Genomic DNA, 23,228 nt, shown 5'->3' with positions numbered 1-23,228 from the left:
ACGAAATGCCAAAAGGGCAATCTCGAGCGTGGCGGACGAACGCCAGGCCGCCTCGTTCGAAAGGGATCGACGTGACCTACAAGGCCGAGTACATCTGGATCGACGGCACGGAGCCGACCGCGAAGCTCCGTTCCAAGACCAAGGTCCTTGCCGACGGCGCCGAGCCGCCGCTGTGGGGCTTCGACGGGTCCAGCACCAACCAGGCCACCGGTCACTCCTCCGACCTGGTGCTCAAGCCGGTGTTCACCTGCCCCGACCCGATCCGCGGCGGCGACAACGTGCTGGTCCTGTGCGAGGTCCTGCACACCGACATGACCCCGCACGCCAGCAACACCCGCTCCCCGCTCGCCGAGGTGGCCGAGCGGTTCGCCGAGCAGGACCCGTGGTTCGGCATCGAGCAGGAGTACACCTTCTTCAAGGAGGGCCGCCCGCTCGGCTTCCCGCTGGGCGGCTTCCCCGCCCCGCAGGGCGGCTACTACTGCGGTGTCGGCGCCGACGAGGTGTTCGGCCGTGACATCGTCGAGCTGCACCTCGACCGCTGCCTGGCCGCCGGCCTCAAGATCTCCGGCATCAACGCCGAGGTCATGCCCGGCCAGTGGGAGTTCCAGGTGGGTCCGGCCGGTCCGCTGGAGGTCGGCGACCACATGTGGGTCGCCCGCTGGCTGCTCTACCGCACCGCCGAGGAGTTCGACGTCGCCGCCACGCTCGACCCCAAGCCGGTGAAGGGCGACTGGAACGGCGCGGGCGCGCACACCAACTTCTCCACCAAGGCCATGCGTGAGGGCTACGACCCGATCATCACCGCGTGCGAGGCCCTGGCCGACAACGCCATGGAGCACGTCAAGAACTACGGCCACGGCATCGAGGACCGCCTCACCGGCCACCACGAGACCGCTCCGTGGGACAAGTTCAGCTACGGCGTCTCCGACCGCGGGGCTTCGGTCCGCATCCCGTGGCAGGTCGAGGTGGACAAGAAGGGCTACATCGAGGACCGGCGCCCCAACGCCAACGTCGACCCCTACGTCGTCACCCGCCTGATGGTCGACACCTGCTGCACCGCTCTGGAGAAGGCCGGCCAGGTCTGATCGGCTCCACGAGGAACTGACACGGTTCCCCCATCTCCGTACGGCTCCCGCGTCCAGGCGCGGGAGCCGTACGCGTATGACGGTGGCGGTACGGTGGCCGCTGTGTCACACCAGCCGGAACCCGTCGTCATCGGCCACCGGGGCGCCAGCGCCCTGCGCCCCGAGCACACGCTGCCGTCGTACGAGACGGCGATCGCGCTCGGAGCCGACTACATCGAGCCCGACCTGGTCTCCACCAGGGACCACGTCCTGGTGGCCCGCCACGAGAACGAGATCTCGGGGACCACCGACGTGGCGAGCCACCCCGAGTTCGCCGACCGCCGCACCACCAAGACCATCGACGGCGTCGCGGTCACCGGCTGGTTCACCGAGGACTTCACGCTCGGCGAACTGCGCACGCTGCGGGCCGTCGAGCGCATCCCCGACCTGCGCCCGGGCAACACCGCCTTCGACGGACTGGCCCCGATCCCGACGTTCGACGAGGTCGTGGAACTGGCCACGCGGCACGGCGTGGGCGTGTACCCGGAGACCAAGCACCCCACCTACTTCGCCTCCATCGGCCTGCCGCTGGAGGAGCCGCTGCTCGACGTGCTGGGCCGGCACGGCCGGCGCGACCGGCACGATCGGGTCTTCATCCAGTCGTTCGAAGCGGCCAACCTGCGCGAGCTGCGCGGGAAGACCCGGCTGCCGCTGATCCAGCTCGTCAGCGGCTCCGGCGCGCCGTACGACCGGATGGTCACGCCCGATGGGCTCGCGGAAGTCGCGACGTACGCGGACGGCATCGGCGTGGCGACCTCGCGGGTCGTCCCCACGGGACCCGACGGCCGCCTCCTCGCCCCCACGACGCTGGTGCGGGACGCCCACCGGGCCGGTCTCGACGTGCACGTGTGGACCGTCCGCGACGAGAACGCCCATCTCCCGGCCGATTTCCGGCGCGGCGACCCGGCCTCTCCGGCGTACGCGCGGGCGACCGGCGACGTGATGGGCTGGCTGGCGATGCTCTACGACCTCGGCGTGGACGGCGTGTTCGCCGACAACCCCGGCACGGCCCGGGCCGTGCTGTCCGCGACCGCAATGGCCGCGCGGACGAAGGCGGCGACGGACGCCGAGCGCGCGTCCTGCGGCCAGGCGACCGACAGCGTGACCGGATCGAGGCCGGCGACGGCGCGGTAGGCGATCTCAGGCCGCGGGTAGCGCCGTGCGATCGAGGCGGGGAGGAACCAGACGATGCTGCCCAGCTCGACCAGCTTGAAGATCTGCGTCATGTCCATGACGCTCTGCTCGGACGCGGTCACGAGCTCGCGGCGTGTCGTCTGGACGTACTCGCAGTCGCCCTGGGTGACGGCCGGCGCGGCCGGTGGACTGGTGGCACGGCCGTACGGACGGCCGAAGTGTCCTAAGTTGACAATGATTTTCATTTGCGAGACATTTGGAAGGGATGTTTCCCCTGATGCACCGACTTTGATATGCCGACTTGAGGATTCGTCGTGCTCTCGCCGCTCGCCCGTACGTTGTCGTCCGCCGCCCTGCTCGTCCTGCTCGCCGCCGGGTGTGGCGGCGCGGACAAGCCCACTTCCTCTTCCGACCCGGCCCGGCCGCTGAAGGTGGTGGCGACCACCACACAGGTGGCCGACTTCGCCCGCAACGTCGGCGGCGACCGGGTCAGCGTCCACCAGTTGCTCAAGCCGAACGTCGATCCCCATGACTACGAGCCGTCCCCGGCCGACATGCAGGCCATCGCCGAGGCCGACGTGCTCGTCAAGAACGGGGTGGGCCTGGAGAAGTGGCTGGACGAGACGATCTCGGCCGCCGGTTTCGACGGGCCCGTGGTCGACGCCTCCCAGGGCGTACGGATCCGCAACGGCGATCCCCACATCTGGCACAACCCGCTGAACGTCAAGACGATGGTCGCCACGATCGAGAAGGGGTTCGCCGCCGCCGATCCGGACGACGCCGCGGCCTACCAGGCCAACCGGGCGGCGTACGACGCGAAGCTCGGCGCGCTCGACACCGAGATCGCGAAGAAGATCGAGTCCGTCCCCGCCGACCGGCGCAAGCTGGTGACCAACCACGACGCCTTCGGCTACTACCTCGACCGTTACAAGCTGACGTTCGTCGGCTCGATCATCCCGAGCTTCGACACCTCGGCCGAGTTGTCCGCCAAGCAGGTGTCCGACCTCGTCGCCAAGATCAAGGCGACCGGGGTGGCCGCGATCTTCTCGGAGGCGTCGCTGCCGCCCAAGACGGCCGAGGCGATCGGCCGCGAGGCCGGGGTGACGGTCGTGGCCGGCGAGGACGCGCTGTACGGCGACTCACTGGGCCCCGAGGGGTCGGCCGGTGCGACCTACCTGCAGATGGAGGAGCACAATACCGACACCATCGTCAACGCGTTGAGGGGGACCGCCGCATGAGTGAGCGCGCGCCGACCCTGGTGCTCGACCGGGCGAGCGTGGCCTACGGCGACGTCCCGGTCCTGGAGGAGTTGCACGGCGTCGTCCACGAGGGCGAGGCCGTGGCGCTGATCGGCCCGAACGGCGCCGGCAAGTCCACGTTCATCAAGGCGCTGCTCGGCCTGGTGCCGGTCGTACGCGGCCGGATCGAGGTGCTGGGCCGGCCCCCGGCGCAGGCCCGCCGCGACGTCGCCTACGTCCCGCAGGCCGACACGCTCGACCCCGACTTCCCGGTGTCGGTCGAGCAGGTGGTGATGATGGGCCGCTACCGGCGGATCGGCTGGCTGCGCCGCCCCTCCGCCGAGGACCGGGCCGAGGTGGCCGACGCCCTGGAGCGGGTCGGGCTGGCCGGGCGGGCGCGCGACCGGTTCGGCACGCTGTCGGGCGGGCAGCGCCAGCGGGTGCTGCTGGCCAGGGCCATCGCCGCCAAGCCCCGGATGCTGCTGCTCGACGAGCCGTTCAACGGCGTGGACGCGGTCAGCCAGCACGCGCTGCTGGAGGCGATCGGCTCGCTGAAGGCGAAGGGCGCCTCCGTCGTCGTCAGCACCCACGACCTCGCCATCGCGCACCTCGCCTGCGACGAGGTGTGCCTGCTCAACCGGCACCAGTTCGGCTTCGGCCCGACCGGCGACGTGCTGACGCCCGAGCGGCTGCGGGCGACGTACGGCGGGCACGCGCTCGAACTGCGCGGCGACCGCGTGATCGTGACCCAGACATGATTCTCTTCGAACCCTTCCACCTGCCGTTCATGGCCCGCGCGCTGGTCGAACTGGTCGTCCTCGGCGCGCTCGCGGGCACGGTCGGCGTGCTGGTGCTGCTGCGCCGGCTCGCCTTCGTCAGCGACACCCTGACGCACACCGTCTTCCCCGGCGTGGTCATCGGCCACCTCATGGCCGGGGACGGCGGCATCTTCTGGGGTGCGCTGGCCGCCGGGGTCGCCACGGCCGTCCTGCTCACGCTGCTCACGCAGCGCCGCCGGGTGAGCGAGGACGCCGCGCTCGCCATGCTGCTGACCACGCTGTTCGCGGTCGGCGTGGTGCTGGTGTCGCGGCAGACGGGCTTCACCTCCGACCTCACCGCGTTCCTGTTCGGGCGGGTGCTGACGGTCACCGAGGCGCAACTCGCGCAGACCGCCGTCGTGACGGTCGTGGTCGTGGCGTTGCTCGCGGTGCTGCGGCGGCCGCTGCTGCTGCGCGCCTTCGACCCCGAGGGCGCCCAGGCGGCCGGTGTGCGCGTGGGCCTGCTCGACCTCGTGCTGAACGTCGCGGTCGCGCTGGTCGTCGTGGCCGCCGTCAAGGCGGTCGGCACGATCCTCGTGATCGCGCTGCTCATCGTGCCGGCCGCGGCGGCGCGGAGCCTGTCGGACCGGCTCGCGGTCATCGTGCCGGTCGCCTGCCTCGTCGGCGCGGCCGCCGGGTGGCTCGGGCTCGTCGTGAGCTACGAGGCGTCGATCGGGTACGGCGTCAGGCTCGCCTCCGGCGCGACCGTCGTGCTCGTCCTGGTGGCGATGTACGGCCTGGCCCACGCCGCCGGGTTCGTCCGCAGGAAGGCCGGCCTGAGCCGGGCCCGCCGCCGCTCGGTCCTGGAGGCGGCGTGAACTGGCTCGACTCCACCGTTCACCGGGCCCTCGTCGAGGCCGTCCTGGTCGGCGTGCTGGGAGGGGTGGTCGGGGTCTTCGTGATCGCGCGGCGGCTGCCGTTCTTCACGATGGCCCTCACCCACGCGACGTTCCCCGGCATCGTCATCGCGGCGCTGCTCGGGGTGAACCTCTATCTAGGCGGCGGGCTGTTCGGGCTGCTGGTGGTCGCCGCCGTCCTCGCGTTCGGCCGGGGCCGCGGGCAGGACTTCACCACGGCCACCGGCATCGCGTTGTCGGGCGGCTTCGCGCTCGGTGTGGTGCTGGTGTCGGCCCAGGACGGCTTCACCAAGGACCTGGCGGCCTACACGGTGGGCGACGTCCTCGCCGTCGGCACGGGCGACCTGGTGGCGACCACCGCCGTCGCCGCCGGCGTGCTGCTCCTGCTCGCCCTGGTGGGCAAGGAACTGCTGCTCGCGGCGTTCGACCCGGTGGGGGCGGCGGCGCTCGGGCTGCCCACCGTGCTGCTGGACTTCGCGCTGCTCGCGGTCGTCGAGGTGACCGTCGTCGCCACCGTGCCCGCGCTGGGGACGATCCTCGCCGTGGCGCTGATCGTGGGCCCGGCCGCGACCGCCCGCCTGCTCACCGACAGGCTCGCGCCGCTGTTCCCGCTCGCCGCCGCGATCGGGGTCGCGTGCGCCCTCGCGGGCGTGTGGGTCTCCACGCTGTGGAACGTCGCGACCGGGGCCTCCATCGCCCTGTTCGTGGGCCTGGTGTTCGGTGCGGTCTTCCTCGGCACCGCCGTACGCGGCCGGGTCAGGCGGGCCGCGGCCGTCAGGGCTTGATCGTCAGGGCTTGAGCAGCACCTTGATCGCGCCGTCCTCCTTCTTCTGGAAGATCTCGTAGCCGTGCGGGGCCTGGTCGAGCGGCAGGCGGTGGGTCGCCAGGTCCTCCACCCCCAGGGGATCGCCGTCGCCCGTCAGGAGCGGCATGAGGTCGTCCACCCACCGCTTGACGTGGGCCTGGCCCATCCTGAGCGTGATGCCCTTGTCGAACATCTGCAGCATCGGCATGGGGTCGGTCATCCCGCCGTACACGCCGCTGATCGAGATCGTGCCGCCGCGGCGTACGGTCTCGATGGCGTCCTGCAGGGCGGCGAGCCGGTCGAGGCCGGCGCGGGTCATCATGGCGGCGGCGGCCTTGTCGGGCAGCATCCCGGTGACCGTCTGGGCGAGCTTGCCCACGGTGTAGCCGTGCGCCTCCATGCCGACGGCGTCGATGACCGAGTCGGTGCCCCGGCCCCCGGTCGTCGACCGGATAGCTTCGGGCACGTCGTCGGTCTCGTTCCCGTCGATCACCTCGATGCCGTGCCGCCGGGCCATCTCCAGACGTTCCGGGACGATGTCCACGCCGATCACGCGGTAGCCGCGGTGGCGCGCGATGCGGGCCGACATCTGCCCGATCGGTCCGAGGCCGAAGACGGTGACGCTGCCGCCGTCGGGCACCTCGGCCCATTCGACGGCCTGCCAGGAGGTGGGCAGCACGTCGGAGAGGTAGACGAACCTCTCGTCCGGCGGCCCGTCCGGCACCTTGATCGGCCCGAAGTGCGCCTGCGGGACGCGCAGGTATTGCGCCTGGCCGCCGGGCACCTCGCCGTACAGCTTCGTGTAGCCGAAGAGGGCGGCGCCGGTGTCGTACTCGCGGACCTGGGTGGTCTCGCACTGGGCGTACAGCGCGCGGTCGCACATGAAGCAGTGGCCGCACGAGATGTTGAACGGGATCACCACGCGGTCGCCGGGGGAGATGTGGGTGACCTCCGCGCCGACCTCCTCCACGATGCCCATCGGCTCGTGGCCGAGGATGTCGCCCTCGCCGATGAACGGGCCGAGCACCTCGTACAGGTGCAGGTCGGAGCCGCAGATGGCGGTCGTGGTGACCCGGATGATCGCGTCGGTGGGTTCCTTGATGGCGGGGTCGGGGACCTCTTCCACCCGTACGTCGCGTTTGCCGTGCCAGGTAACTGCCTTCATGGTTTCCCCGTCTGCCCTGCTTCCGGCCGGAGAAACAGTCAGAGGTGCAGCACGCTGCCCTGGTCGTCCACCTGGTCGGCGCTGTCGTCGTCGAACCACACGCCGCCCGTCGCGAGATAGCGGAACCGGTGCGCGCCGGGCGGGAGGATCACCGACACGGTGCGGGTGCCGTTCCTGCGCCGCAGCAGTTCGTGGCGGCCGGGCAGCCAGTCGTTGAAGTCGCCCACCACGCTGACCGTCCCCGAGGGCTCGTCAACGGGCAGGGTGAAGGTGACTCGGGTCTTCTGCCCGAACAACCTGGTGCGCTTGAGCATGCCGCATAGCCTGGCGTATCGCCCCTAAAGGAAGAAACAAGTACACGCAGGACGTAACACAATATTCACGGCCTTTTCAGGGCACGTGCCGACCCCACAGAGGAACCACGTGGGCAGGTGACGGCGGGCCTGCCGGGCGAGCAGGTTCTCGTCGTCGGGCCGCCAGTCGTCGAGCGGGACGAGGCCCGGTTCGATGAGGTGGAAGCCGTCGAACAGCTCGTGGATCTGCTCGCGGCTCCGCAGCGTGACGCCGGTGCTGGCCTGCCGGTAGACGGCCGCCCCCTCGCGGGCGTCGCCGGCCCGTTCCTCGTCGGTGACGTGGGACAGCACGAGGTGGCTTCCGGGGGCCACGGACTCCCTGAGGCGGGCCACGAGCTCGGCCGGCTTGTCGTCGTCGGTGAGGAAGTGCACCACGGCCACGAGCAGGATGGCGACCGGCTCGGAAAGATCGATCAGTGCCCGCAGCTCCGGATCGGCCAGGATCTCCTCGGGGCGCCGCAGGTCCCCCTGCACGGTGACGGTGGTGGCGGCGGTGCCCGACAGCAGGGCCCGGGAGTGCGCGAGCACGACCGGGTCGTTGTCCACGTACGCCACCCGGACACCGGGGTCCATCTCGTGCGCCACCTCGTGGACGCTGCCCTCAGTCGGCAGTCCGGTCCCGATGTCCACGAACTGCCGGATCCCGGCCTCGGCCACCAGATGGCGTACGGCCCGGCGCAGGAAGGCCCGGTTGCGGCGGGCCAGCGCGGGGGCCTCGGGCGCGACCTTCAGCACTTTCTCCGCGGCTTCCCGGTCGGCCGCGAAGTTGTCCTTTCCGCCGAGAAAGTAGTTGTACATGCGCGCGGGATTGGGGACGCGCGCGTCGATACCAGGTGGCGGCGCGTCATCAGCCACGCAACATCTCCTCACTCACGGTAGTAAAGAGGACTTGGTGCGAGCATAAGGGCCGCCGAGGAAAAACCCAACGAAGAACGCCATAACTCTGTGACTCCATCTATCGGCCTACATACGACCTAGGACCATCGCCCGATGTGGGGGGGTGTCCCGGAGATCTATAACGGGACACATGTACGCCATACGACTGCACGCCTTTGGTCCCGCCGAGAATCTCGTCTACGAGGAGGTCGAGGATCCCGAGCCGGGGCCCGGCCAGGTCCGCGTGGCCGTACGGGCGGCGGGGGTGCACCTGGTCGACACCACGCTGCGGGCGGGGAAGTACGCCGGCGGCCCGATCCCCGTTCCCGATCTGCCCACCGAGTCCCGGCCGGAGGTCGCTGGGGTCGTCGACGCCGTCGGCCCCGGGGTCGACCCGGGCCTGGTCGGCAGGCGGGTGGTGACCCACCTCGGCATGGCTCCCGGCGGCTACGCCGAACTGGCCGTACGGGACGCCTCGGCGATCCACGAGATCCCGGACGGCCTGGGGTACGGCGAGGCGGTGGCGATGATCGGCACCGGCCGGACCACCATGGGCATCCTCGACGTCGCGGAGATCCGGGCGGACGACGTCGTCGTGGTGACGGCGGCGGCGGGGGGCATCGGCAACCTGCTGGTGCAGGCGGCGGTGCGGGCCGGGGCCACGGTCGTCGGGCTCGCCGGCGGCGCGGCCAAGGTGAGCCGGGTGCTGGCGCTGGGCGCGCACCACGCCGTGGACTACGGCGTTCCCGGCTGGCCCGACGAGGTGCGGGCGCTCCTCGGCGACCGGGAGGTCACGCTGGCGCTCGACGGCGTCGGCGGGGACCTCGGGCGCAAGACCCTGGAGTTGCTCGGCGTCGGCGGCAGGATCGTGCTGTTCGGCTGGGCGGACGCCGAGGGCGGCCCGACCGCGCTGACCACGGAGGACCTGTACGCGCGTGGCATCACCGCGGCGGTGGCGGTCGGCCCCCGGGTGCTGAAGCGGCCGGGCGGCCTGCGGGGCCTGGAGGAGCGGGCGCTGGCGGCCGCGGGGTCGGGTGCGCTGGTCCCGCTGGTGCAGAGCTTCCCGCTCAAGGACGCCGCCGCCGCGCACGCCGCGCTGGAGACCCGTGCGACCACGGGCAAGGTGGTGCTCGTCCCCTAAGCGACCAGGATCGGGTGGGGGAGCACCGAGTTGTGGCAGTAGCCGAGGTCGTTCCAGGGGGTGGCCTCGGGCTGGGAGCGGCCGTGCTCGTCGGTGGCCCGCACCCGCAGGACGTGCGCGCCGGGGGTGGGGTCCCAGGGGAACCGCCAGCGGGTCCAGGCGCCCGCGAGGTCCGGCCCGTCGAGTGCGGCCGGCCGCCAGGGGCCGTCGTCGATCCGGTAGTCGACGGCGGCCACGCGGTCCTCCCCGGCGTACGCCCGGCCGCGGATCGTCTGCGGGCCGGGATGCAGCCGCGCGGGCCAGGGCAGCTCGACCAGGCTCGCGACCGGCGTGGAGGTGATCGGCACGGCCGGACGGCCGGGGGCGACGATCACGTAGTCCTCGGTGTTCCACGGCACGCGCAGCGGCCGGTCGGACACCTCGATCCGGCCCACCCACTTGATGCTCGCGGCGCCGAGCCAGCCGGAGACCACCACGCGGGCGGGGAAGCCGTGGTCGGGCGGCAGGATCTCGCCGTTCATGGCGAGCGCGAGCAGGGTGTCGGGGGCCAGGGCCTTGGCGAGGGGCATCGGGCGGCGTCCGCGCGCCTCGTCGAGCCCTTCCGGCATCACCTCGACGGCGGCGTCCGTCAGGCCCGCGGATTCGAGCAGGTCGCGCAGCGGGATCCCGGTCCACTCGGCGGTGCCGATCGCGCCGCGGCCCCACTGCACCCCGCCGAAGCGGCGCCCGTGCTCGGCGCCGAAGAGGGCGCGCCGGTTGCCCGCGCACTCCAAGGTCCGGACGACGGACACGAGCGGGAACCGGCGCCACAGGTCGTCGTAGGTGTAGCGGACGGTGCGGCGCACGCCGCCGCCCTCGACGCGCAGCGTCCAGGTTCTCGCGTCGAGACGGGGAGTCGGGGCGTGGTTGCGGACGAAGAAACGGTCAAGGGGAGTGAGCAGGCCCGGCAGGCGGTCGGGCCGGGTGCCGTAGTCGAGGCCGGTGCCCGCGTCCTCCATGAGGGCGGCGATGACCGGCTTCACCACCGCCGTGCGGATGTCGCGTGTCGTACGCATCGGCCCTTCCCCTCCGGACCGACGCGGTGACGGCCGTCAGCCCAGGTCGTGGCTCGCCCTGCGGGCCTGACGCTGTGCCCAGGACGCGAGACGCGACCAGCGCCGGGCCGCGACCAGGCGGCTGGCGACGCGTGCGTTGTCGGCTCGCGGTGCAACTGCGTGACGCGCTCGGTGGCCAGGGAGTAGTCGTAGAACATCATTACCGTCCAGGTCCCCGTTGTAACTGTCTTAAATTTCTTTGGCAGTTACAACGGTACGGCAAAGGGGCGTGACTGGTCAAGTTCGTTTAAACGGTCACAGTCCTGGCCTGCTGGGCCTCGTACGCGGTGACCACGGTGTCGAGCAGACCGGGGAAGAGGGCGTCGAGATCCTCGCGGCGCAGGGAGCTCATCTTCGCGGTTCCCTGGTAGACCTGCCTGATCACGCCCGCCTCGCGGAGCACCCGGAAGTGGTGGGTGGTCGTCGACTTGCTGACCGCGAGGTCGATCGCGGAGCAGGAGGACTCGCCCTCGGTGGACAGGAAGCACACGATCTGGAGGCGTACGGGGTCGGACAGCGCGTGCAGCACGTCCTCCAGCCGGATCTCGGACCGGTCCGGATGGTCGAGCGTCCGGGGTTGCGGGGTCATCGGGCCTCCCCTTGTACGAAGGTCTTCGTAGTTTGACAGATGCCGTACTACGGAAGCTATCGTACAAGGGTCCCGATGAGAGAGGAGCGCGGCGTGAGCGCGTTGTTCGAGCCTCTGACCCTGCGGAGCCTGACCATCCCCAACCGCGTCTGGATGGCGCCGATGTGCCAGTACAGCGCGGCCGTGGAGGGGCCCGAGCAGGGCGTGCCCACCGACTGGCACCTCACCCATCTCGGCTCCCGGGCGGTGGGCGGGGCGGTCTGATCGTGGTCGAGGCCACCGCCGTGTCCCCCCGAGGGCCGGATCAGCCCCGCCGACCTCGGGCTGTGGAACGAGCGCCAACAAGCGCAGTTCGGCCGCATCACCCGGTTCCTCACCGAGCACGGCGCGGTGCCCGGCATCCAGCTCGGCCACGCCGGGCGCAAGGCGTCCACCGACCGTTCCTGGCGCGGCGGCGCGCCGGTCGGCCCCGAGCAGCACGGCTGGCAACCGGTCGCGCCCAGCCCGATCCCGTTCGACGAGGGCCACCCGGTGCCGGAGGAGCTGAGCGAGGCGGACATCCGGCGGGTGGTGGAGGACTTCGCGGCGGCCGCGCGGCGCGCGCTCGCGGCGGGCTTCAAGGTGGTGGAGATCCACGGCGCCCACGGCTACCTGATCCACGAGTTCCTGTCGCCGTTCAGCAACCGGCGCACCGACGCGTACGGCGGCTCCTTCGCCAACCGCGCCCGCTTCGCCCTGGAGGTGGTCGACGCCGTACGCGCCGAGTGGCCGGACGAGCTGCCGCTGTTCTTCCGGATCTCGGCCACCGACTGGCTGAGCGAGAACCCCGAGGACCCCCGCGAGGGCTGGACGGCCGACGACACGGTGCGGCTGGCCAAGGAACTGCTCGCCCACGGGGTGGACCTGCTCGACGTCTCGACGGGCGGCAACGCGCCGAAGGCCAGGATCCCGGTGGAGCCGGGATATCAGGTGCCGTTCGCGGCCCGCGTGAAGGCGGAGACCGACCTGCCCACGTCGGCCGTCGGCCTCATCACCGAGCCGCGCCAGGCGGAGGAGATCGTCGCCTCCGGGCAGGCCGACGCGGTCATGCTCGGCCGTGAGCTGCTGCGCAACCCCTACTGGCCGAACCTGGCGGCGCGCGAGTTGCGTTCTCGGGGACTGGGTGTGCCCGGGCGGTGGCCCGACCAGTACCACCGCGCGGTCTGACCGCGCGCCAGTGGGTAGGGGTGGCCGTATGGCAGAGATCGGATTCACACTCATGTGCGAGCAGTCACCCGCGAAGGAACTGGTGGAGGACGCGGTCACGGCCGAGCGAGTGGGGTTCGGCTATGCGGTCATCTCCGACCACTACTTCCCGTGGCTTGAGGAGATGGGCCACTCTCCGTACGCCTGGTCGGTGCTGGGCGCGGTGGCGCAGGCCACCGAACGGCTGCCGCTGATGACCTACGTGACGTGCCCGATCATGCGCTACCACCCGGCGGTGGTGGCGCAGAAGGCGGCCACGATGGGCGTGCTCAGCGACGGCCGGTTCACGCTCGGCGTGGGCGCGGGCGAGAACCTGAACGAGCACGTGGTGGGGCACGGCTGGCCGCCGGTCAACACCCGGCACGACATGTTCCGCGAGGCCATCGAGGTCATCAAGGAGCTCTTCCAGGGCGGTTACCGCAACTACCGCGGCGAGTACTTCGACATCGACTCGGCCCGGCTGTTCGACCTGCCCGAACGGCCGGTGCCCATCGCGGTCGCCGCGTCCGGCGAGCAGTCGGTGGACATCGCGGCCGAGCTCGGCGACGGCCTCGTGGCGACCGACCCGGACGGGTCGCTGGTGGAGAAGTTCGCCGCGTCCGGCGGCGAGGGCAAGCCCGTCTACGGCCAGCTGGCCGTCTGCTACGACCCCGACAAGGACGCCGCGATCGAGCGGGCGCACCGCCTGTGGCGCTGGTCGGTGGCCGGCTGGAAGGTCATGTCGGAGCTGCCCGCGCCGGTGAACTTCGCCGCCGCGACCGAGACCGTACGGCCGGAGGACGTGGCCGAGAAGGTGCCCTGCGGCGCGGACGTCGGCGCCGTGGTCGAGGCCGTGCGGCAGTACACCGAGGCCGGCTTCACCCACCTCGCGCTCGTGCAGGTCGGACGGGAGCACCAGCGGGAGTTCTTCGAGTGGTCGGAGAAGGAGCTCCTCCCGGCGCTGCGCGACCTCTAGAAAGGGCGACGCTGAAGTCGTCGCCGTCTCTCACCGCGCCGTCGCGGACCTGTCCGGCCAGCTCCGCGAGCGGCCCGGTGTCGCCGCCGGCGGCCCGGCGCAGGATCGCGGGCAGCCGCCCGAACAGCTCGGGGTCGTCCGACGCGACCTGGTAGACCATTCCGGCGAGGGCCGCCTCGTCCAGCAGACCGCCCTCCAGTGGCACCGGGCTCCGCCGCAGGCGGGCGGCGACCGCGGCGAGGTCCGCCAGCACCGCCCGGCCCTCGCACGCGCCGCGTGAACGGTCGCACAACGCGCCGACCGCGCGGCGCAGGGCCCGCGCGTTCTGCCTGGCCCACGGGTCGAACCGCAGCGGGTAGGCCCCCGACAGCACGATCGACCCGACGTGGTCCGGGTGGCGCCGGGCATAGACGGTCATCAGATAGGTGCCGTACGACTGGCCGAGCAGGTCGAGCCGGTCGATCCCCAGGTGAGCGCGGACGGCGTCGATGTCGTCCGCGGCGGCGGCCGTCGTGTAGTGGCGGGCCCGGTCACCCAGTTCGGCGCCACAGGCGCCGATCGCCGCCACGATCTCGGCCCGCGGGCTCGCGGTGGTCACTCCGGAGGCCGCCCGGCAGCGCAGCGGGTCCGACACACCGGTCCCGCGCGGGTCGACCAGCAGCAGGTCGTGGGTTCTGAGCAGGTCGCGGTAGCCGGTGGCGTACATGGCGAGGGCGGCGGTCGCCGAGGCACCGGGGCCGCCGGGGTTGGGCACGACCGTCCCCTGCGCGGGCCGCGAGCCGTCGAGGTGGCGCACCAGTGTGTAGCCGATCGTGACCGTGCCCGCCGCCGGGTCGGTCCGGTCGAGCGGCACCCGCAGGGTGCCGCAGGTCGCGCCGGGACCGCAGTCGGAGGCCGGGCGCGGGCGGGGCGGCGAGGCGCAGCCCTGCAATGAGGCGAGGAGGGCGGCTGCGGCGAGGAGCGCGGCCATCGCTTTGATCACGTCTCCCGATCCTCCCGGCCCGGGCGGCCTCCGGGATCGTCCGTCCGGCGGGACCGTCGTTACCTCGCCCGTATGGCCGCCGCGAGGCCGCACGCCGGAGGTCTGACGGCGCGTGAGATGATCGCGGTCGGCACCGCGGATGGGAGGAACGATGTCCGAGCGCACGCAGACGGTGACGGTCGCGGACGGCGGCTTCGACCTGCGCCTGTGGATTCCGGAGCGGGGGAGCGGCCCGGGGCTGCTGCTGATCCCGGAGATCTGGGGCGTGAGCGACTACATCAGGGCCGTCGCCGCCGACCTCGCCGCCCTCGGCTATGTCGTGGGCGTGCCGGACCTGTTCTGGCGGCTGCGGCCCGGCTGGGCGGCCGCGCACGACGAGGAGGGGCTGCGCGCCTCACTGGAGCTGTCGGCGGACTTCGACCCGGAGAAGGGCGCGGACGACTGCGCCGCCGCGCTGGCCGCGCTCACGGCGCGGCCCGAGGTGACGGGCGGGACCGGCGCGCTCGGCTTCTGCCTCGGCGGCTCGCTGGCCTACGCGATCGCGGCCCGCGCCGACGGGAGCGGCCTGTCGGCCGTGGTGTCCTTCTACGGCTCGGCCGTGCCGGACGCGCCGCAGCTGATGGGCGACATCCGCTGCCCGATCCAGTTCCACTTCGGCGGCCGGGACCCCTACATCCCCCGCGACAGGGTGGCGGTCGTGGAGGAGGCGGCGGCCGGACGGCCGGACGTGGAGGTCCACGTGCAGGAGGAGGCCGGCCACGCCTTCCACAACTTCTTCGCGCCGATGTTCCACAACCCGGAGGCGGGCCGTACGGCGTGGGCGCTGGCCATGGACTTCCTGAGCCGTCACCTCCCGGCGGTCTGAGCCTCCCGCTTCCGGGGAAGCGCGGGCAGGCCGCACCGCACACGCAGGACCATCCAGAAGGCCGGGGCGAGCAGCAGCACGGCGACCAGCACCCAGACGGTCTCGGTGTTGCCGACGCCGAACATCTTCAGCGCCGAGGCGAGCAGCACGAACGCCAGGACGCGGCGGATCAGCCCGCCGGGGGCGCGCGAGGAGATCCGCGAGCCGAGGTAGACGCCGGGGATGGAGCCCGCCAGCAGCGCGACCGTGACCGACAGCGTGAACTCGCCGAACAGCAGGTGCCCGAGCGCGGCCGACATGACGAGCGGCACGGCCTGGACGAGGTCGGTCCCGACGAGCTGGTTGGCCTTCAGCGCGGGGTAGAGCGCCAGCAGGGCCACGATGATGAGTGAGCCGGAGCCGACCGAGGTGATGCCGACCACCAGCCCGCCGACGGCCCCGACCAGTGCGGTCGGCAGCGGCCGTACGGTGACGGAGGGCATCTCGGTCGCGGCCGGTTCGCCGGGGGCGGCGGTGCGGCGGCCGGTCTCGGGGGGTGCGGCCCTCGGCGCGGTCGCGCATGGCGAGGTAGCCGCGGACGGCCAGGCCCCCCGCCGCGATGAGCAGGGCGACGCCGAGACCCTTCTGGATCACCTCCTGCACGGCCTCGCCCTTGCCGAGGGCGCGGGCGATGAGCACCCCGCAGAACGCCGCGGGGACCGAGCCGGCGCACAGCCAGGCGACGAGCCTCAGGTTGACCGTCCCCCGGCGCAGGTGCACGAGGCTGCCCACCGGTTTCATGACGGCGGCGGCGACGAGGTCGCTGGAGACGGCGGCGAGGGGCGGCACGCCGAAGAACGTCACGAGCATGGGCGTCATGAGCGCGCCGCCACCCATACCGGTGAGGCCGACGACGACGGCGACCAGAAACGAGCCGATCGCCATGGTGTAGTCGAAATGCACCCGCTAACCCTACCTAACCCATCGGAATTATGGATACCCCCTGTCGTGGTGAACCTTTCTGGCTGAACCGGTTCGGCCGATCTGTCGCGGCGTACCCCGTGACGGGCCGGTCACCCGCGCCTGGCTGCGCTTTCCCGCCGTGATCGAGACTGTGGGAGGTCGCGGGAGGATCACACCGGTGATCACCCGTTGACGTGGTGGTCACGCACCCAATACCTTTGCCGGGACTTATCCGGTTAAGTGACATGTGGTGAAGGGCTGGGGATGCGGCGATGACCGTCCTCGCGGTGGACATCGGCGGCACGAAGTTCGCCGCCGCGGCCGTCGCGCCCGACGGCGAGATGCTGGCCCGCGCCGAGGTGCCGCTGCGCGGCCCGGGCTCGGCCGACCGGACGCTGTCGGAGGTCGTGAACCGGATCACCGAGCGCGTGCCGCCCGCCCGCCTCGACGGGATCGGGGTGGGCTCGGCCGGGCCGCTCGACCCGCGCCGGGGCACCGTCAGTCCCGTGAACATCCCCGCCTGGCGCGAGTTCCCGCTGGTGGACGCGCTCGGCGAGGTGCTGCCCGGCGGCCCGTACGGCTCGCGGGCGACGCCCAGTGCATGGCGCTCGGGGAGTGGTGGCGCGGCCTGAGCGAGGACGGCGCGGCCCGGAGCCGCGCCATGCTCGGCATGGTGGTCTCCACCGGCGTCGGCGGGGGCTTCGTCCTCGACGGCGTGCCGTACGTCGGCCCGACGGGCAACGCCGGGCACATCGGCCACATCACAGTGGATCCCGGTGGCGAGCCGTGCCCCTGCGGCGGCGTCGGCTGTGTCGAGACCATCGCGAGCGGGCCCGGCATGGTGCGGTGGGCCGCCGCGAACGGCTGGACCGGTGAGGACGCGCGGGCGCTGGCCGCCGACGCCCGGGCCGGGCATCCCACCGCCACGCTCGCCTTTCGGCGCGCCGCCGACGCGCTGGCCACCGCCGTGCTCACGGCGTCCGCCCTGTTCGACCTCGACCACGTCGTCATCGGAGGGGGCGTGGCCGCGGCGGGGCCGATCCTTTTCGACCCGCTCAGGCAGGCGATCGAGAGGAACGCCGGGCTCGGCTTCCTGCGGCGCCTGCGGGTGGACCCGACCTCCCTGGGCCGCGACGCCGGGCTCTTCGGCGCCGCCGCCCTCGTCCTGTTGCAGGACGACGACCCGGGCACCTGACCGGCCCGGGCCTCCCCGACGGTCCGACTCCATCCAGGGCAAGGCGGACGGCGTCTACTTCCAGTATTGGGACGGGACCAAGCCCGCCTACAACGACGGGGCGGACGGCCTGGAGCACCTCGACTACGTGCTGTGGAAGGCCAGGCAGTCCGGGATCAAGCTGGTCATCCCGTTCGTCAATAACTGGAACGCCTATGGCGGCATGGACCAGTACGTCCGTTGGGCCAAGGGCCAGTATCACGACGACTTCTACACGAACCCGACGATCAAGGGCTGGTTCAAGGGCTGGATCACCCACCTGCTCAACCGGGTCAACACGCTGACCGGCGTGGCCTACAAGGACGACCCCACGATCATGGCCTGGGAGCTGGCCAACGAGCCCCGGTGCAAGGGGTCGGGCAACTACCCGACCTCGTCCGGCTGCACCACGGCCAATGTCGGGGCCACCGTCACGGCCTGGGCCGACGAGATGTCCCGGCACGTCAAGTCGGTGGACGCCAAGCACCTGGTGAGCGCGGGTGACGAGGGCTTCTACTGCACCGACCCGGGCGGCTCCGACTGGACCGACAACTGCGGCGAGGGCGTGGACACCGTCGCGCTGGCGAAGCTGCCGAAGATGGACCTGATGTCCCTGCACCTCTATCCGGACGGATGGGGCAAGGACGCCGCCTGGGGCACGACCTGGATCAAGAAGCACCTCGCCGACGGCCGCAGGATCGGCAAGCCGGTGATGCTCGGCGAGTTCGGCCTGCTGAGCAAGGCCGTGCGCAACCCCGTCTACCGGGAGTGGACGGACGCCTTCGTGTCCGGCGGCGGCGCGGGCTTCCTGTACTGGCTGATCGCGGGCACGCAGGACGACGGCACGCTCTACCCCGACTACGACGGCTTCACCGTCTACTGTCCCAGTCCGGTGTGCACGACGATCACCAACGCCTCGGCGGCGATCCGCGGCAGGCTGCCGCTCTTCCCGCCGGTGGCCGACGACGACACGGCCGTCACGACCTCCGGCACGGCGGTCACGGTGGACGCCACCGCCAACGACGTCGCGTACCTCGCCAGGATCAGGCCGGAGACACTCGATCTCGACCCGGCCACGGCGGGCCGTCAGGCGAGCCTGACCGTGACCGGCGGCACCTTCACCGCCGACGCGTCTGGGAAGGTCGCCTTCACCCCCGCGGAGGGCTTCAGCGGCCGGGCCTCGGCGACGTACCGGGTGCGTGACAGCCTGCTGCGGTGGTCCGGCACCGCCACGATCACGGTGACCGTCAAGCCCGACCCGGGCGCGGCGATCAGGCTGTTCTCCTTCGAGGACGGCGTGCAGGGCTGGGCGCCCGGCAACTGGCAGAGCGACGCCGGCACGGTCGCCCAGTCTGCCGAGTGGGCCACCGACGGCACGCACGGACTGCGGGTGGACGCGACCGGCGGCGGTTGGTTCGGCGCGGCCTTCCCCGAGCCCGCCGACCTGTCGGCCAAGGGCACGCTGAAGTACGACATCAAGACGGGGGCCGCGGGCACCTCGACCAGCGTCGCGCTGCAGACCGGCTCCGGCTGGGCGTGGTGCCAGTCCACCTGGGGCTGGCAGAACCAGGACGGCACGGGGACGGTGGAGATCGACCTCACCTCGGCGATGTCCTGCACCACGGAGGACCTCAAGGACGTGCGCGGCATGTTCGTCTGGGTGAGCCCCGGCACCTTCCACATCGACGACATCCGGGCCGAGTAGGGGGCGGAGCAGGAGCAGGCGCGGGCCGGTCCCGACCCCCGGCCCGCGCCTCCCGACCGCCCCCACTTTTGGGTCTTGAAACTTAACTGGTTGAGTTTTTGACTCAAGGGCAATCGGAAGACCTTCTGATTCCGGCGCTCAACCGATTCAGGGAGAAGCACGTGAAGGACCACCCCCCTGCCTTACGCCGTCTGCCCGCCGTCCTCGTCGTGATCGCCGCGGCCCTGCTCGCTCTCGTGCCGGTTCTCACCGGCGCGTCGGCGCGGCGCGCCGGGGCTGCCACCGTCCAGGCCGCGGTCCCCGCGGGATTCGCCTACCGGTGCGGGATCCACTTCTGCCTCGACGGCAGGACCTTCTACTTCGCCGGCGCGAACACCTACGACCTGTTCACGTTCGGCAGCGGCTCGGGCGACACCGAGACGCAGTACATGGACAAGGCGCGGATCGACGCGCACTTCGCGAACCTCCAGGCCGACAAGGTCACGGTCCTGCGGGTGTGGATGTTCAGCCACGAGGACTGGCACGGGTTCGAGAAGTCCAAGGGCGTCTACAACGAGCAGGAGTTCGCCCAGTTCGACTACATCATCCAGTCGGCCAAGGCGCACGGCGTCCGGCTGATCCCGGTCTTCGAGAACTACTGGGAGGCCTACGGCGGCATCGACACCCGGCTCCAGTGGGAGGGCCTGTCCGGCGGCCACCCGGGACGGGCCGCGTTCTTCGACAAGACGAGGTGCCCCGGCTGCTTCACCTCGTACAAGAACTACGTCGGCCACGCGCTCGACCGCGTCAACCACTACAACGGGATCAAATACAAGGACGATCCGACGATCTTCGCCTGGGAGCTGATGAACGAGCCCCGCTACCAGGACCAGAGCGCCTCGGAGAACGTCAGCGGAACGACCCTGCGCGCGTGGGTCGACGAGATGGGCGCCTTCGTGAAGGGGATCGACCCCAACCACATGCTGGGCACCGGCCTGGAGGGACACGGCACGAAATACGGCTTCGGCGGTGACGAGGGCAATCCGTTCGTCTTCATCCATCAGTCGCCGTACGTCGACTTCACCTCGGCCCACCCCTATCCGACCGAGTCCTGGGCGAACCTGAGCATCGACCAGACCAAGGCGCTGATCCGGGCGTGGATCTCCGACTCGCACACCCTCGTCGGCAAGCCGTTCTTCATGGGCGAGTTCAACGTGCACAACGTCGATCGCTCCGCCTGGTGGAGCGCGTTGTTCCCCGACTTCGAGGCGGCCGACGGCGACGGCAGCGCGTTCTGGTGGTATCAGGACCGCAGCGTGGACGGGAAGTTCGGCGTCTCCGCGGGCGCCCCTGAGCTGGCGGCCTTCCGCGCCCACTCGCAGCGGCAGGCGGCCAGGAACGGCGCCGGCCCCTCGAACAGCCCGTCCCCGTCCCCGTCCGCCCTCTCCCTCTCCCTCTCCCTCCGCCTCTCCGTCCCCGTCTCCTTCGCCGTCGGTGACGCCCGCCGCGTGTACGGTGACGTACCGGCTCTCGGACTGGGGGAGCAGCTTCAACGCCGACGTCACGATCAAGAACGGCGGCGCGACGGCGATCAACGGCTGGACGCTCGTCTTCTCCTTCCCGGGTGACCAGACGATCAACAGCGTCTGGAACGCCAAGGCGACCCAGAGCGGCAAGCGGGTCACGGCCGTCAACGAGTCGTGGACGGGCACCATCCCGGCCGGCGGCTCCGTCAACTTCGGCCTGAACGGCAGGTCCACCACCGGCACCAACGGCGTCCCCGCACAGTTCACGCTCAACGGCGCCGTCTGCGCCAAGGGCTGAGCCCGTCCCGCCGCGGGCCGGGACACGCCCCGGCCCGCGGCAACCAGTGCATATTTCCGTTTATGGGGCAAAGGTAGGCTGGAGGAACGAATCGGAATCGGGGGACGCGGCCATGACGGGAACGCACGGGTGAAAGGCGCCACCGGCGCCGTACGGTTGTCCCCCGATCTCGTGGCGGCGCTGCTCGAAGGCAGCGGCGAGGGCATCGTGCTGAGCGACGCGGAGGGCGTCGTGACGCTGGCCAACGCGGTGGCGGTCCGCCTGGTGCCGCGGGTCGAGCCGGGCCTGCACGTGCCCGCGCCGCTCGACTCCGTCCCGTCCGCTCCCGAAGGCCGGACCGTGATCCACGGCGGCCGGGCGATCCGGATCCGCACGGAGGCGGTCGGCGACGGCCGGCTTGCCTGGTATCTCACCGACCTGAGCGCGGCGCGGCGCACCGAGTTCCTGCTGGAGGCGGGACGCCGCCTGTCCGCCTCGCTCAACCCGGACCGGTGCGCCCGGGCCGCGACGGAGCTGGGCGCCGACTTCCTGTCCGACGTGGCGATCGTGCTGCTGCCGCCCACCTCCCGCCGCCGGATGGAGTGGGTGCGCGCCGTCGCCGGCCGGTACGGACCGGAGGAGGGCACGTTGCCGGCCGCCGCGGCGGCGGAGGTGCCCGGTCTGACCGACGCGCTCGCGGGCCTGCGGCACGGCGTCGCAGGACAACAGGACCCGGGCGGCGCGCCCGACTGGCTGCTGCCGGAGGGGTTCGGCCCGGCGGGCCACCTGCTGGTGCTCCCGCTGCCCGGCAACGGCGTGCCCGCCGGGGCGATCGTGCTCGCCCGCGGCGCCGGGCGGTCGCCGTTCGACGACGACGACCAGGCGATGGCGCGCGATCTCGCGACCCGGGCCGGCGCCGCGATCTCGGCGGCCTCCCTGTTCCGGGAGCAGAGCACGATCAACACGATCCTGACCGGTGACCTGCTGCCGCCCGACCTTCCGGAGATCGAGGGCATGCGGCTGGCCGGCCGGCTGCGGGCCTCGCAGCAGGCGGGCGCCATCGGCGGCGACTTCTACGACGTCTACCTGCCCGACGCGGCGCCCGACAGCGGGATCGTGGAACGGCCGCCGCTGGTCATCCTGGGCGACGTCTGCGGCAAGGGCGCCCGTGCGGCGGTCCTGGCCGGTCAGGTCCGCCACAGCCTGCGTACGCTGCTGCTGCTGGAAAGCCGTCCCGACCGGCTGCTGGAACTACTCAACCGGTCGCTGCTCGCCTCCCCGTCGCCGAACTCCTACGTCACGATGATCCTGGCCGCGCTGCGGACCGCACCCGGCGATCACGTGCTGGTCGACCTGGCCGTGGCCGGGCATCCGCCGCCGCTGGTCCTGCGCAGGGACGGCACGGTGGAGGAGGTCGCGGTCCGCGGCTCCATCCTCGGCGCGCTGAAGAAGATCACCCTGAGGCCCGCCACGCTCGACCTGGCGCCCGGCGAGGTGTGCCTGCTGTACAGCGACGGCATCACCGAGGCGTTCGGCGGCCCGAGCGGCCGGGAGATGTACGGCGAGGCACGGCTGAAGGAGGCGCTGGCGACCTGTGCGGGAATGCCGGCCGAGGCACTGGTGGAGCGGCTGGAGCAGCTCAGCACCGAGTGGCTCGGCGGTGGCCGGGGCGGGCAGCAGGACGACCGCGCCCTGCTCGCCGTACGGGCGGGGACGGGGCGGACGGAGACATCGTGGTGACGCACGACCTGGAGGCGGCCACCGGGCGCTACCTGGACCTGATCGGCCGGGCCGACGAGTACGGCGCGGTCGACCTGGTCCTGGGCCTGATGGACGAGGGTGTGTCCGCCGAGGACGTGCTGCTGCGGATCATCGCCCCGGGCCAGCGCCGCGTGGGCGAGCTGTGGGCGTCGAACGAGTGGTCGGTGGCGCGCGAGCACGGGGCGACCGCGATCAGCGAGCGCGCCGTGGCCGCCGTCAGCGGGCGTGTCCGGCCTACTCCGACCCGCGGCCGGGTGGCCGTGGCCTGCGCCGACGGCGAGTATCACGCGCTGCCCACCCGCATCATGGCGGAGGTGCTGCGCCTGCGGGGGTGGCAGGTCGACTTCCTGGGGGCCAGCGTGCCCGGCCCGCATCTGATCACGCACCTGCACCAGACCGGGCCCGACGTGGTCGCGCTCGGCTGCACGCTGCCGACCCGGCTGCCCCGCGCGCACGCCACCATCGCGGCCTGCCAGGCCGTGGGCATTCCCGTGCTGGCCGGTGGGGCCGGGTTCGGCGCCGACGGCCGCTTCGCCCGCCTGCTCGGCGCGGAGGCGTGGGCGCCCACCGCGCGCGGCGGCCCG

The 23,228-nt window shown here is 71.9% G+C and carries 23 protein-coding genes and 2 pseudogenes; 17 read left to right on the top strand and 8 right to left on the bottom strand.

Translation table 11 applies throughout. The features are described 5' to 3' along the window. Nucleotides 1–71 precede the first annotated feature (71 nt). From glnII to B1L11_RS07225, 6 genes are all read left to right on the top strand, one after another. Nucleotides 72–1,085 (top strand): glutamine synthetase, encoded by a 1,014-nt coding sequence (gene glnII, locus B1L11_RS07250; RefSeq protein ID WP_079313772.1) that lies wholly within the window; start codon nucleotides 72–74, stop codon nucleotides 1,083–1,085. A 102-nt stretch (nucleotides 1,086–1,187) separates the two neighbouring features. Then, nucleotides 1,188–2,258: a glycerophosphodiester phosphodiesterase gene (locus B1L11_RS07245; RefSeq protein WP_256862300.1), complete on the top strand. Its 1,071-nt coding sequence runs from the start codon at nucleotides 1,188–1,190 to the stop codon at nucleotides 2,256–2,258. 314 nt (nucleotides 2,259–2,572) lie between these two features. Beyond that, a complete protein-coding gene (locus tag B1L11_RS07240) occupies nucleotides 2,573–3,496 on the top strand; it encodes a metal ABC transporter substrate-binding protein (RefSeq protein ID WP_079313770.1) in 924 nt (307 codons plus the stop codon). Further along, complete coding sequence (locus tag B1L11_RS07235; protein WP_079313769.1) at nucleotides 3,493–4,254, top strand: metal ABC transporter ATP-binding protein; 762 nt, start codon at nucleotides 3,493–3,495, stop codon at nucleotides 4,252–4,254. The genes B1L11_RS07240 and B1L11_RS07235 overlap by 4 nt, the downstream gene beginning before the upstream one ends. Further along, on the top strand, nucleotides 4,251–5,132 hold the full coding sequence (locus tag B1L11_RS07230) for a metal ABC transporter permease (protein ID WP_079313768.1): 882 nt from the start codon (nucleotides 4,251–4,253) through the stop codon (nucleotides 5,130–5,132). Before B1L11_RS07235 ends, B1L11_RS07230 begins: the two co-directional genes overlap by 4 nt. Next, complete coding sequence (locus B1L11_RS07225) at nucleotides 5,129–5,956, top strand: metal ABC transporter permease (RefSeq protein WP_079313767.1); 828 nt, start codon at nucleotides 5,129–5,131, stop codon at nucleotides 5,954–5,956. Before B1L11_RS07230 ends, B1L11_RS07225 begins: the two co-directional genes overlap by 4 nt. Nucleotides 5,957–5,959: 3 nt before the next feature. Here the strand turns inward: B1L11_RS07225 and B1L11_RS07220 are convergent, their stop codons facing one another. From B1L11_RS07220 to B1L11_RS07210, 3 genes are read right to left on the bottom strand one after another with little or no spacing between them, the layout of a single operon-like run. Beyond that, entirely contained in the window at nucleotides 5,960–7,141 is a 1,182-nt protein-coding gene (locus B1L11_RS07220; RefSeq protein WP_079313766.1) for a zinc-dependent alcohol dehydrogenase, read from the bottom strand. A gap of 38 nt (nucleotides 7,142–7,179) precedes the next feature. Further along, nucleotides 7,180–7,455, bottom strand: coding sequence for an isoamylase early set domain-containing protein (locus B1L11_RS07215; RefSeq protein WP_079313765.1), 276 nt, complete (start codon nucleotides 7,453–7,455; stop codon nucleotides 7,180–7,182). 24 nt (nucleotides 7,456–7,479) lie between these two features. Further along, nucleotides 7,480–8,349 (bottom strand): SAM-dependent methyltransferase, encoded by an 870-nt coding sequence (locus tag B1L11_RS07210; RefSeq protein ID WP_256862299.1) that lies wholly within the window; start codon nucleotides 8,347–8,349, stop codon nucleotides 7,480–7,482. 172 nt (nucleotides 8,350–8,521) lie between these two features. Here B1L11_RS07210 and B1L11_RS07205 point away from each other — a divergent pair, with 172 nt between their 5' ends. Continuing rightward, nucleotides 8,522–9,511 carry a zinc-binding dehydrogenase gene (locus B1L11_RS07205; RefSeq protein WP_079313763.1) on the top strand — a complete coding sequence of 330 codons (990 nt, stop codon included), beginning with the start codon at nucleotides 8,522–8,524 and terminating at the stop codon, nucleotides 9,509–9,511. Here B1L11_RS07205 and B1L11_RS07200 read toward each other — a convergent pair. Both B1L11_RS07200 and B1L11_RS07195 read right to left on the bottom strand, forming a co-directional pair. Beyond that, nucleotides 9,508–10,566 (bottom strand): sulfite oxidase, encoded by a 1,059-nt coding sequence (locus B1L11_RS07200; RefSeq protein WP_079313762.1) that lies wholly within the window; start codon nucleotides 10,564–10,566, stop codon nucleotides 9,508–9,510. The genes B1L11_RS07205 and B1L11_RS07200 overlap by 4 nt on opposite strands. Nucleotides 10,567–10,852: 286 nt before the next feature. Next, nucleotides 10,853–11,194, bottom strand: coding sequence for a helix-turn-helix transcriptional regulator (locus B1L11_RS07195; RefSeq protein ID WP_079313761.1), 342 nt, complete (start codon nucleotides 11,192–11,194; stop codon nucleotides 10,853–10,855). 39 nt (nucleotides 11,195–11,233) lie between these two features. Here B1L11_RS07195 and B1L11_RS07190 point away from each other — a divergent pair. Both B1L11_RS07190 and B1L11_RS07185 read left to right on the top strand, forming a co-directional pair. Continuing rightward, nucleotides 11,234–12,400: pseudogene (locus B1L11_RS07190) on the top strand (NADH:flavin oxidoreductase/NADH oxidase). Nucleotides 12,401–12,428: 28 nt separating this feature from the next. Further along, nucleotides 12,429–13,394, top strand: coding sequence for an LLM class F420-dependent oxidoreductase (locus B1L11_RS07185; RefSeq protein WP_079313760.1), 966 nt, complete (start codon nucleotides 12,429–12,431; stop codon nucleotides 13,392–13,394). On the opposite strand, the gene B1L11_RS07180 is transcribed toward B1L11_RS07185, so the two are convergent. Further along, the gene (locus B1L11_RS07180) at nucleotides 13,297–14,376 is read right to left on the bottom strand and encodes an alpha/beta fold hydrolase (protein WP_079313759.1); all 1,080 of its coding nucleotides are present in this window, start codon (nucleotides 14,374–14,376) and stop codon (nucleotides 13,297–13,299) included. The two genes, B1L11_RS07185 and B1L11_RS07180, sit on opposite strands and share 98 nt — an antisense overlap. Nucleotides 14,377–14,527: 151 nt before the next feature. Between B1L11_RS07180 and B1L11_RS07175 the strand changes: the two genes are divergently transcribed. Further along, nucleotides 14,528–15,241, top strand: a complete 714-nt coding sequence (locus B1L11_RS07175) for a dienelactone hydrolase family protein (RefSeq protein ID WP_079313758.1) — start codon at nucleotides 14,528–14,530, stop codon at nucleotides 15,239–15,241. Here the strand turns inward: B1L11_RS07175 and B1L11_RS49970 are convergent. Both B1L11_RS49970 and B1L11_RS49965 read right to left on the bottom strand, forming a co-directional pair. Further along, a complete protein-coding gene (locus B1L11_RS49970; protein ID WP_256862298.1) occupies nucleotides 15,223–15,723 on the bottom strand; it encodes a sulfite exporter TauE/SafE family protein in 501 nt (166 codons plus the stop codon). The genes B1L11_RS07175 and B1L11_RS49970 overlap by 19 nt on opposite strands. 112 nt (nucleotides 15,724–15,835) lie before the next feature. After that, nucleotides 15,836–16,117, bottom strand: a pseudogene (locus B1L11_RS49965) (TSUP family transporter); the annotation flags it as partial. Nucleotides 16,118–16,455: 338 nt separating this feature from the next. Between B1L11_RS49965 and B1L11_RS46580 the strand changes: the two are divergent. From B1L11_RS46580 to B1L11_RS07140, 7 genes are all read left to right on the top strand, one after another. Next, nucleotides 16,456–16,815 carry an ROK family protein gene (locus B1L11_RS46580; protein ID WP_179155020.1) on the top strand — a complete coding sequence of 120 codons (360 nt, stop codon included), beginning with the start codon at nucleotides 16,456–16,458 and terminating at the stop codon, nucleotides 16,813–16,815. Then, nucleotides 16,785–17,378, top strand: coding sequence for an ROK family protein (locus B1L11_RS49960; RefSeq protein WP_256862297.1), 594 nt, complete (start codon nucleotides 16,785–16,787; stop codon nucleotides 17,376–17,378). Before B1L11_RS46580 ends, B1L11_RS49960 begins: the two co-directional genes overlap by 31 nt. 31 nt (nucleotides 17,379–17,409) lie before the next feature. Further along, on the top strand, nucleotides 17,410–19,101 hold the full coding sequence (locus B1L11_RS07160) for a cellulase family glycosylhydrolase (protein WP_256862316.1): 1,692 nt from the start codon (nucleotides 17,410–17,412) through the stop codon (nucleotides 19,099–19,101). A 161-nt stretch (nucleotides 19,102–19,262) separates the two neighbouring features. Beyond that, a complete protein-coding gene (locus B1L11_RS07155) occupies nucleotides 19,263–20,708 on the top strand; it encodes a cellulase family glycosylhydrolase (protein ID WP_079313756.1) in 1,446 nt (481 codons plus the stop codon). After that, on the top strand, nucleotides 20,596–20,904 hold the full coding sequence (locus B1L11_RS46575) for a cellulose binding domain-containing protein (protein WP_179155021.1): 309 nt from the start codon (nucleotides 20,596–20,598) through the stop codon (nucleotides 20,902–20,904). Before B1L11_RS07155 ends, B1L11_RS46575 begins: the two co-directional genes overlap by 113 nt. Nucleotides 20,905–21,033: 129 nt before the next feature. Then, nucleotides 21,034–22,623: a PP2C family protein-serine/threonine phosphatase gene (locus B1L11_RS07145; RefSeq protein WP_079313754.1), complete on the top strand. Its 1,590-nt coding sequence runs from the start codon at nucleotides 21,034–21,036 to the stop codon at nucleotides 22,621–22,623. Further along, nucleotides 22,617–23,228, top strand: a 612-nt coding sequence (locus tag B1L11_RS07140; RefSeq protein WP_256862296.1) for a B12-binding domain-containing protein, incomplete at its 3' end; no start/stop codon positions are given. The genes B1L11_RS07145 and B1L11_RS07140, both read left to right, overlap by 7 nt.

The sequence above is a fragment of the Microbispora sp. GKU 823 genome, from assembly GCF_002027145.1.
GTDB lineage: Bacteria > Actinomycetota > Actinomycetes > Streptosporangiales > Streptosporangiaceae > Microbispora > Microbispora siamensis.
The sequence above is the reverse complement of the archived record's forward strand: the minus strand, read 5'-3'. Positions and strand labels throughout refer to the sequence as shown.

Coding starts and splice junctions, on each gene's coding strand:
- B1L11_RS07235 (WP_079313769.1), top strand. CDS start 3,493: ATGAGTGAGCGCGCGCCGACCCTGGTGCTCGACCGGGCGAGCGTGGCC.
- B1L11_RS07230 (WP_079313768.1), top strand. CDS start 4,251: ATGATTCTCTTCGAACCCTTCCACCTGCCGTTCATGGCCCGCGCGCTG.
- B1L11_RS07220 (WP_079313766.1), bottom strand. CDS start 7,141: ATGAAGGCAGTTACCTGGCACGGCAAACGCGACGTACGGGTGGAAGAG.
- B1L11_RS07215 (WP_079313765.1), bottom strand. CDS start 7,455: ATGCTCAAGCGCACCAGGTTGTTCGGGCAGAAGACCCGAGTCACCTTC.
- B1L11_RS07205 (WP_079313763.1), top strand. CDS start 8,522: ATGTACGCCATACGACTGCACGCCTTTGGTCCCGCCGAGAATCTCGTC.
- B1L11_RS07200 (WP_079313762.1), bottom strand. CDS start 10,566: ATGCGTACGACACGCGACATCCGCACGGCGGTGGTGAAGCCGGTCATC.
- B1L11_RS07195 (WP_079313761.1), bottom strand. CDS start 11,194: ATGACCCCGCAACCCCGGACGCTCGACCATCCGGACCGGTCCGAGATC.
- B1L11_RS07185 (WP_079313760.1), top strand. CDS start 12,429: ATGGCAGAGATCGGATTCACACTCATGTGCGAGCAGTCACCCGCGAAG.
- B1L11_RS07175 (WP_079313758.1), top strand. CDS start 14,528: ATGTCCGAGCGCACGCAGACGGTGACGGTCGCGGACGGCGGCTTCGAC.
- B1L11_RS49970 (WP_256862298.1), bottom strand. CDS start 15,723: ATGCCCTCCGTCACCGTACGGCCGCTGCCGACCGCACTGGTCGGGGCC.
- B1L11_RS46580 (WP_179155020.1), top strand. CDS start 16,456: ATGACCGTCCTCGCGGTGGACATCGGCGGCACGAAGTTCGCCGCCGCG.
- B1L11_RS49960 (WP_256862297.1), top strand. CDS start 16,785: ATGGCGCTCGGGGAGTGGTGGCGCGGCCTGAGCGAGGACGGCGCGGCC.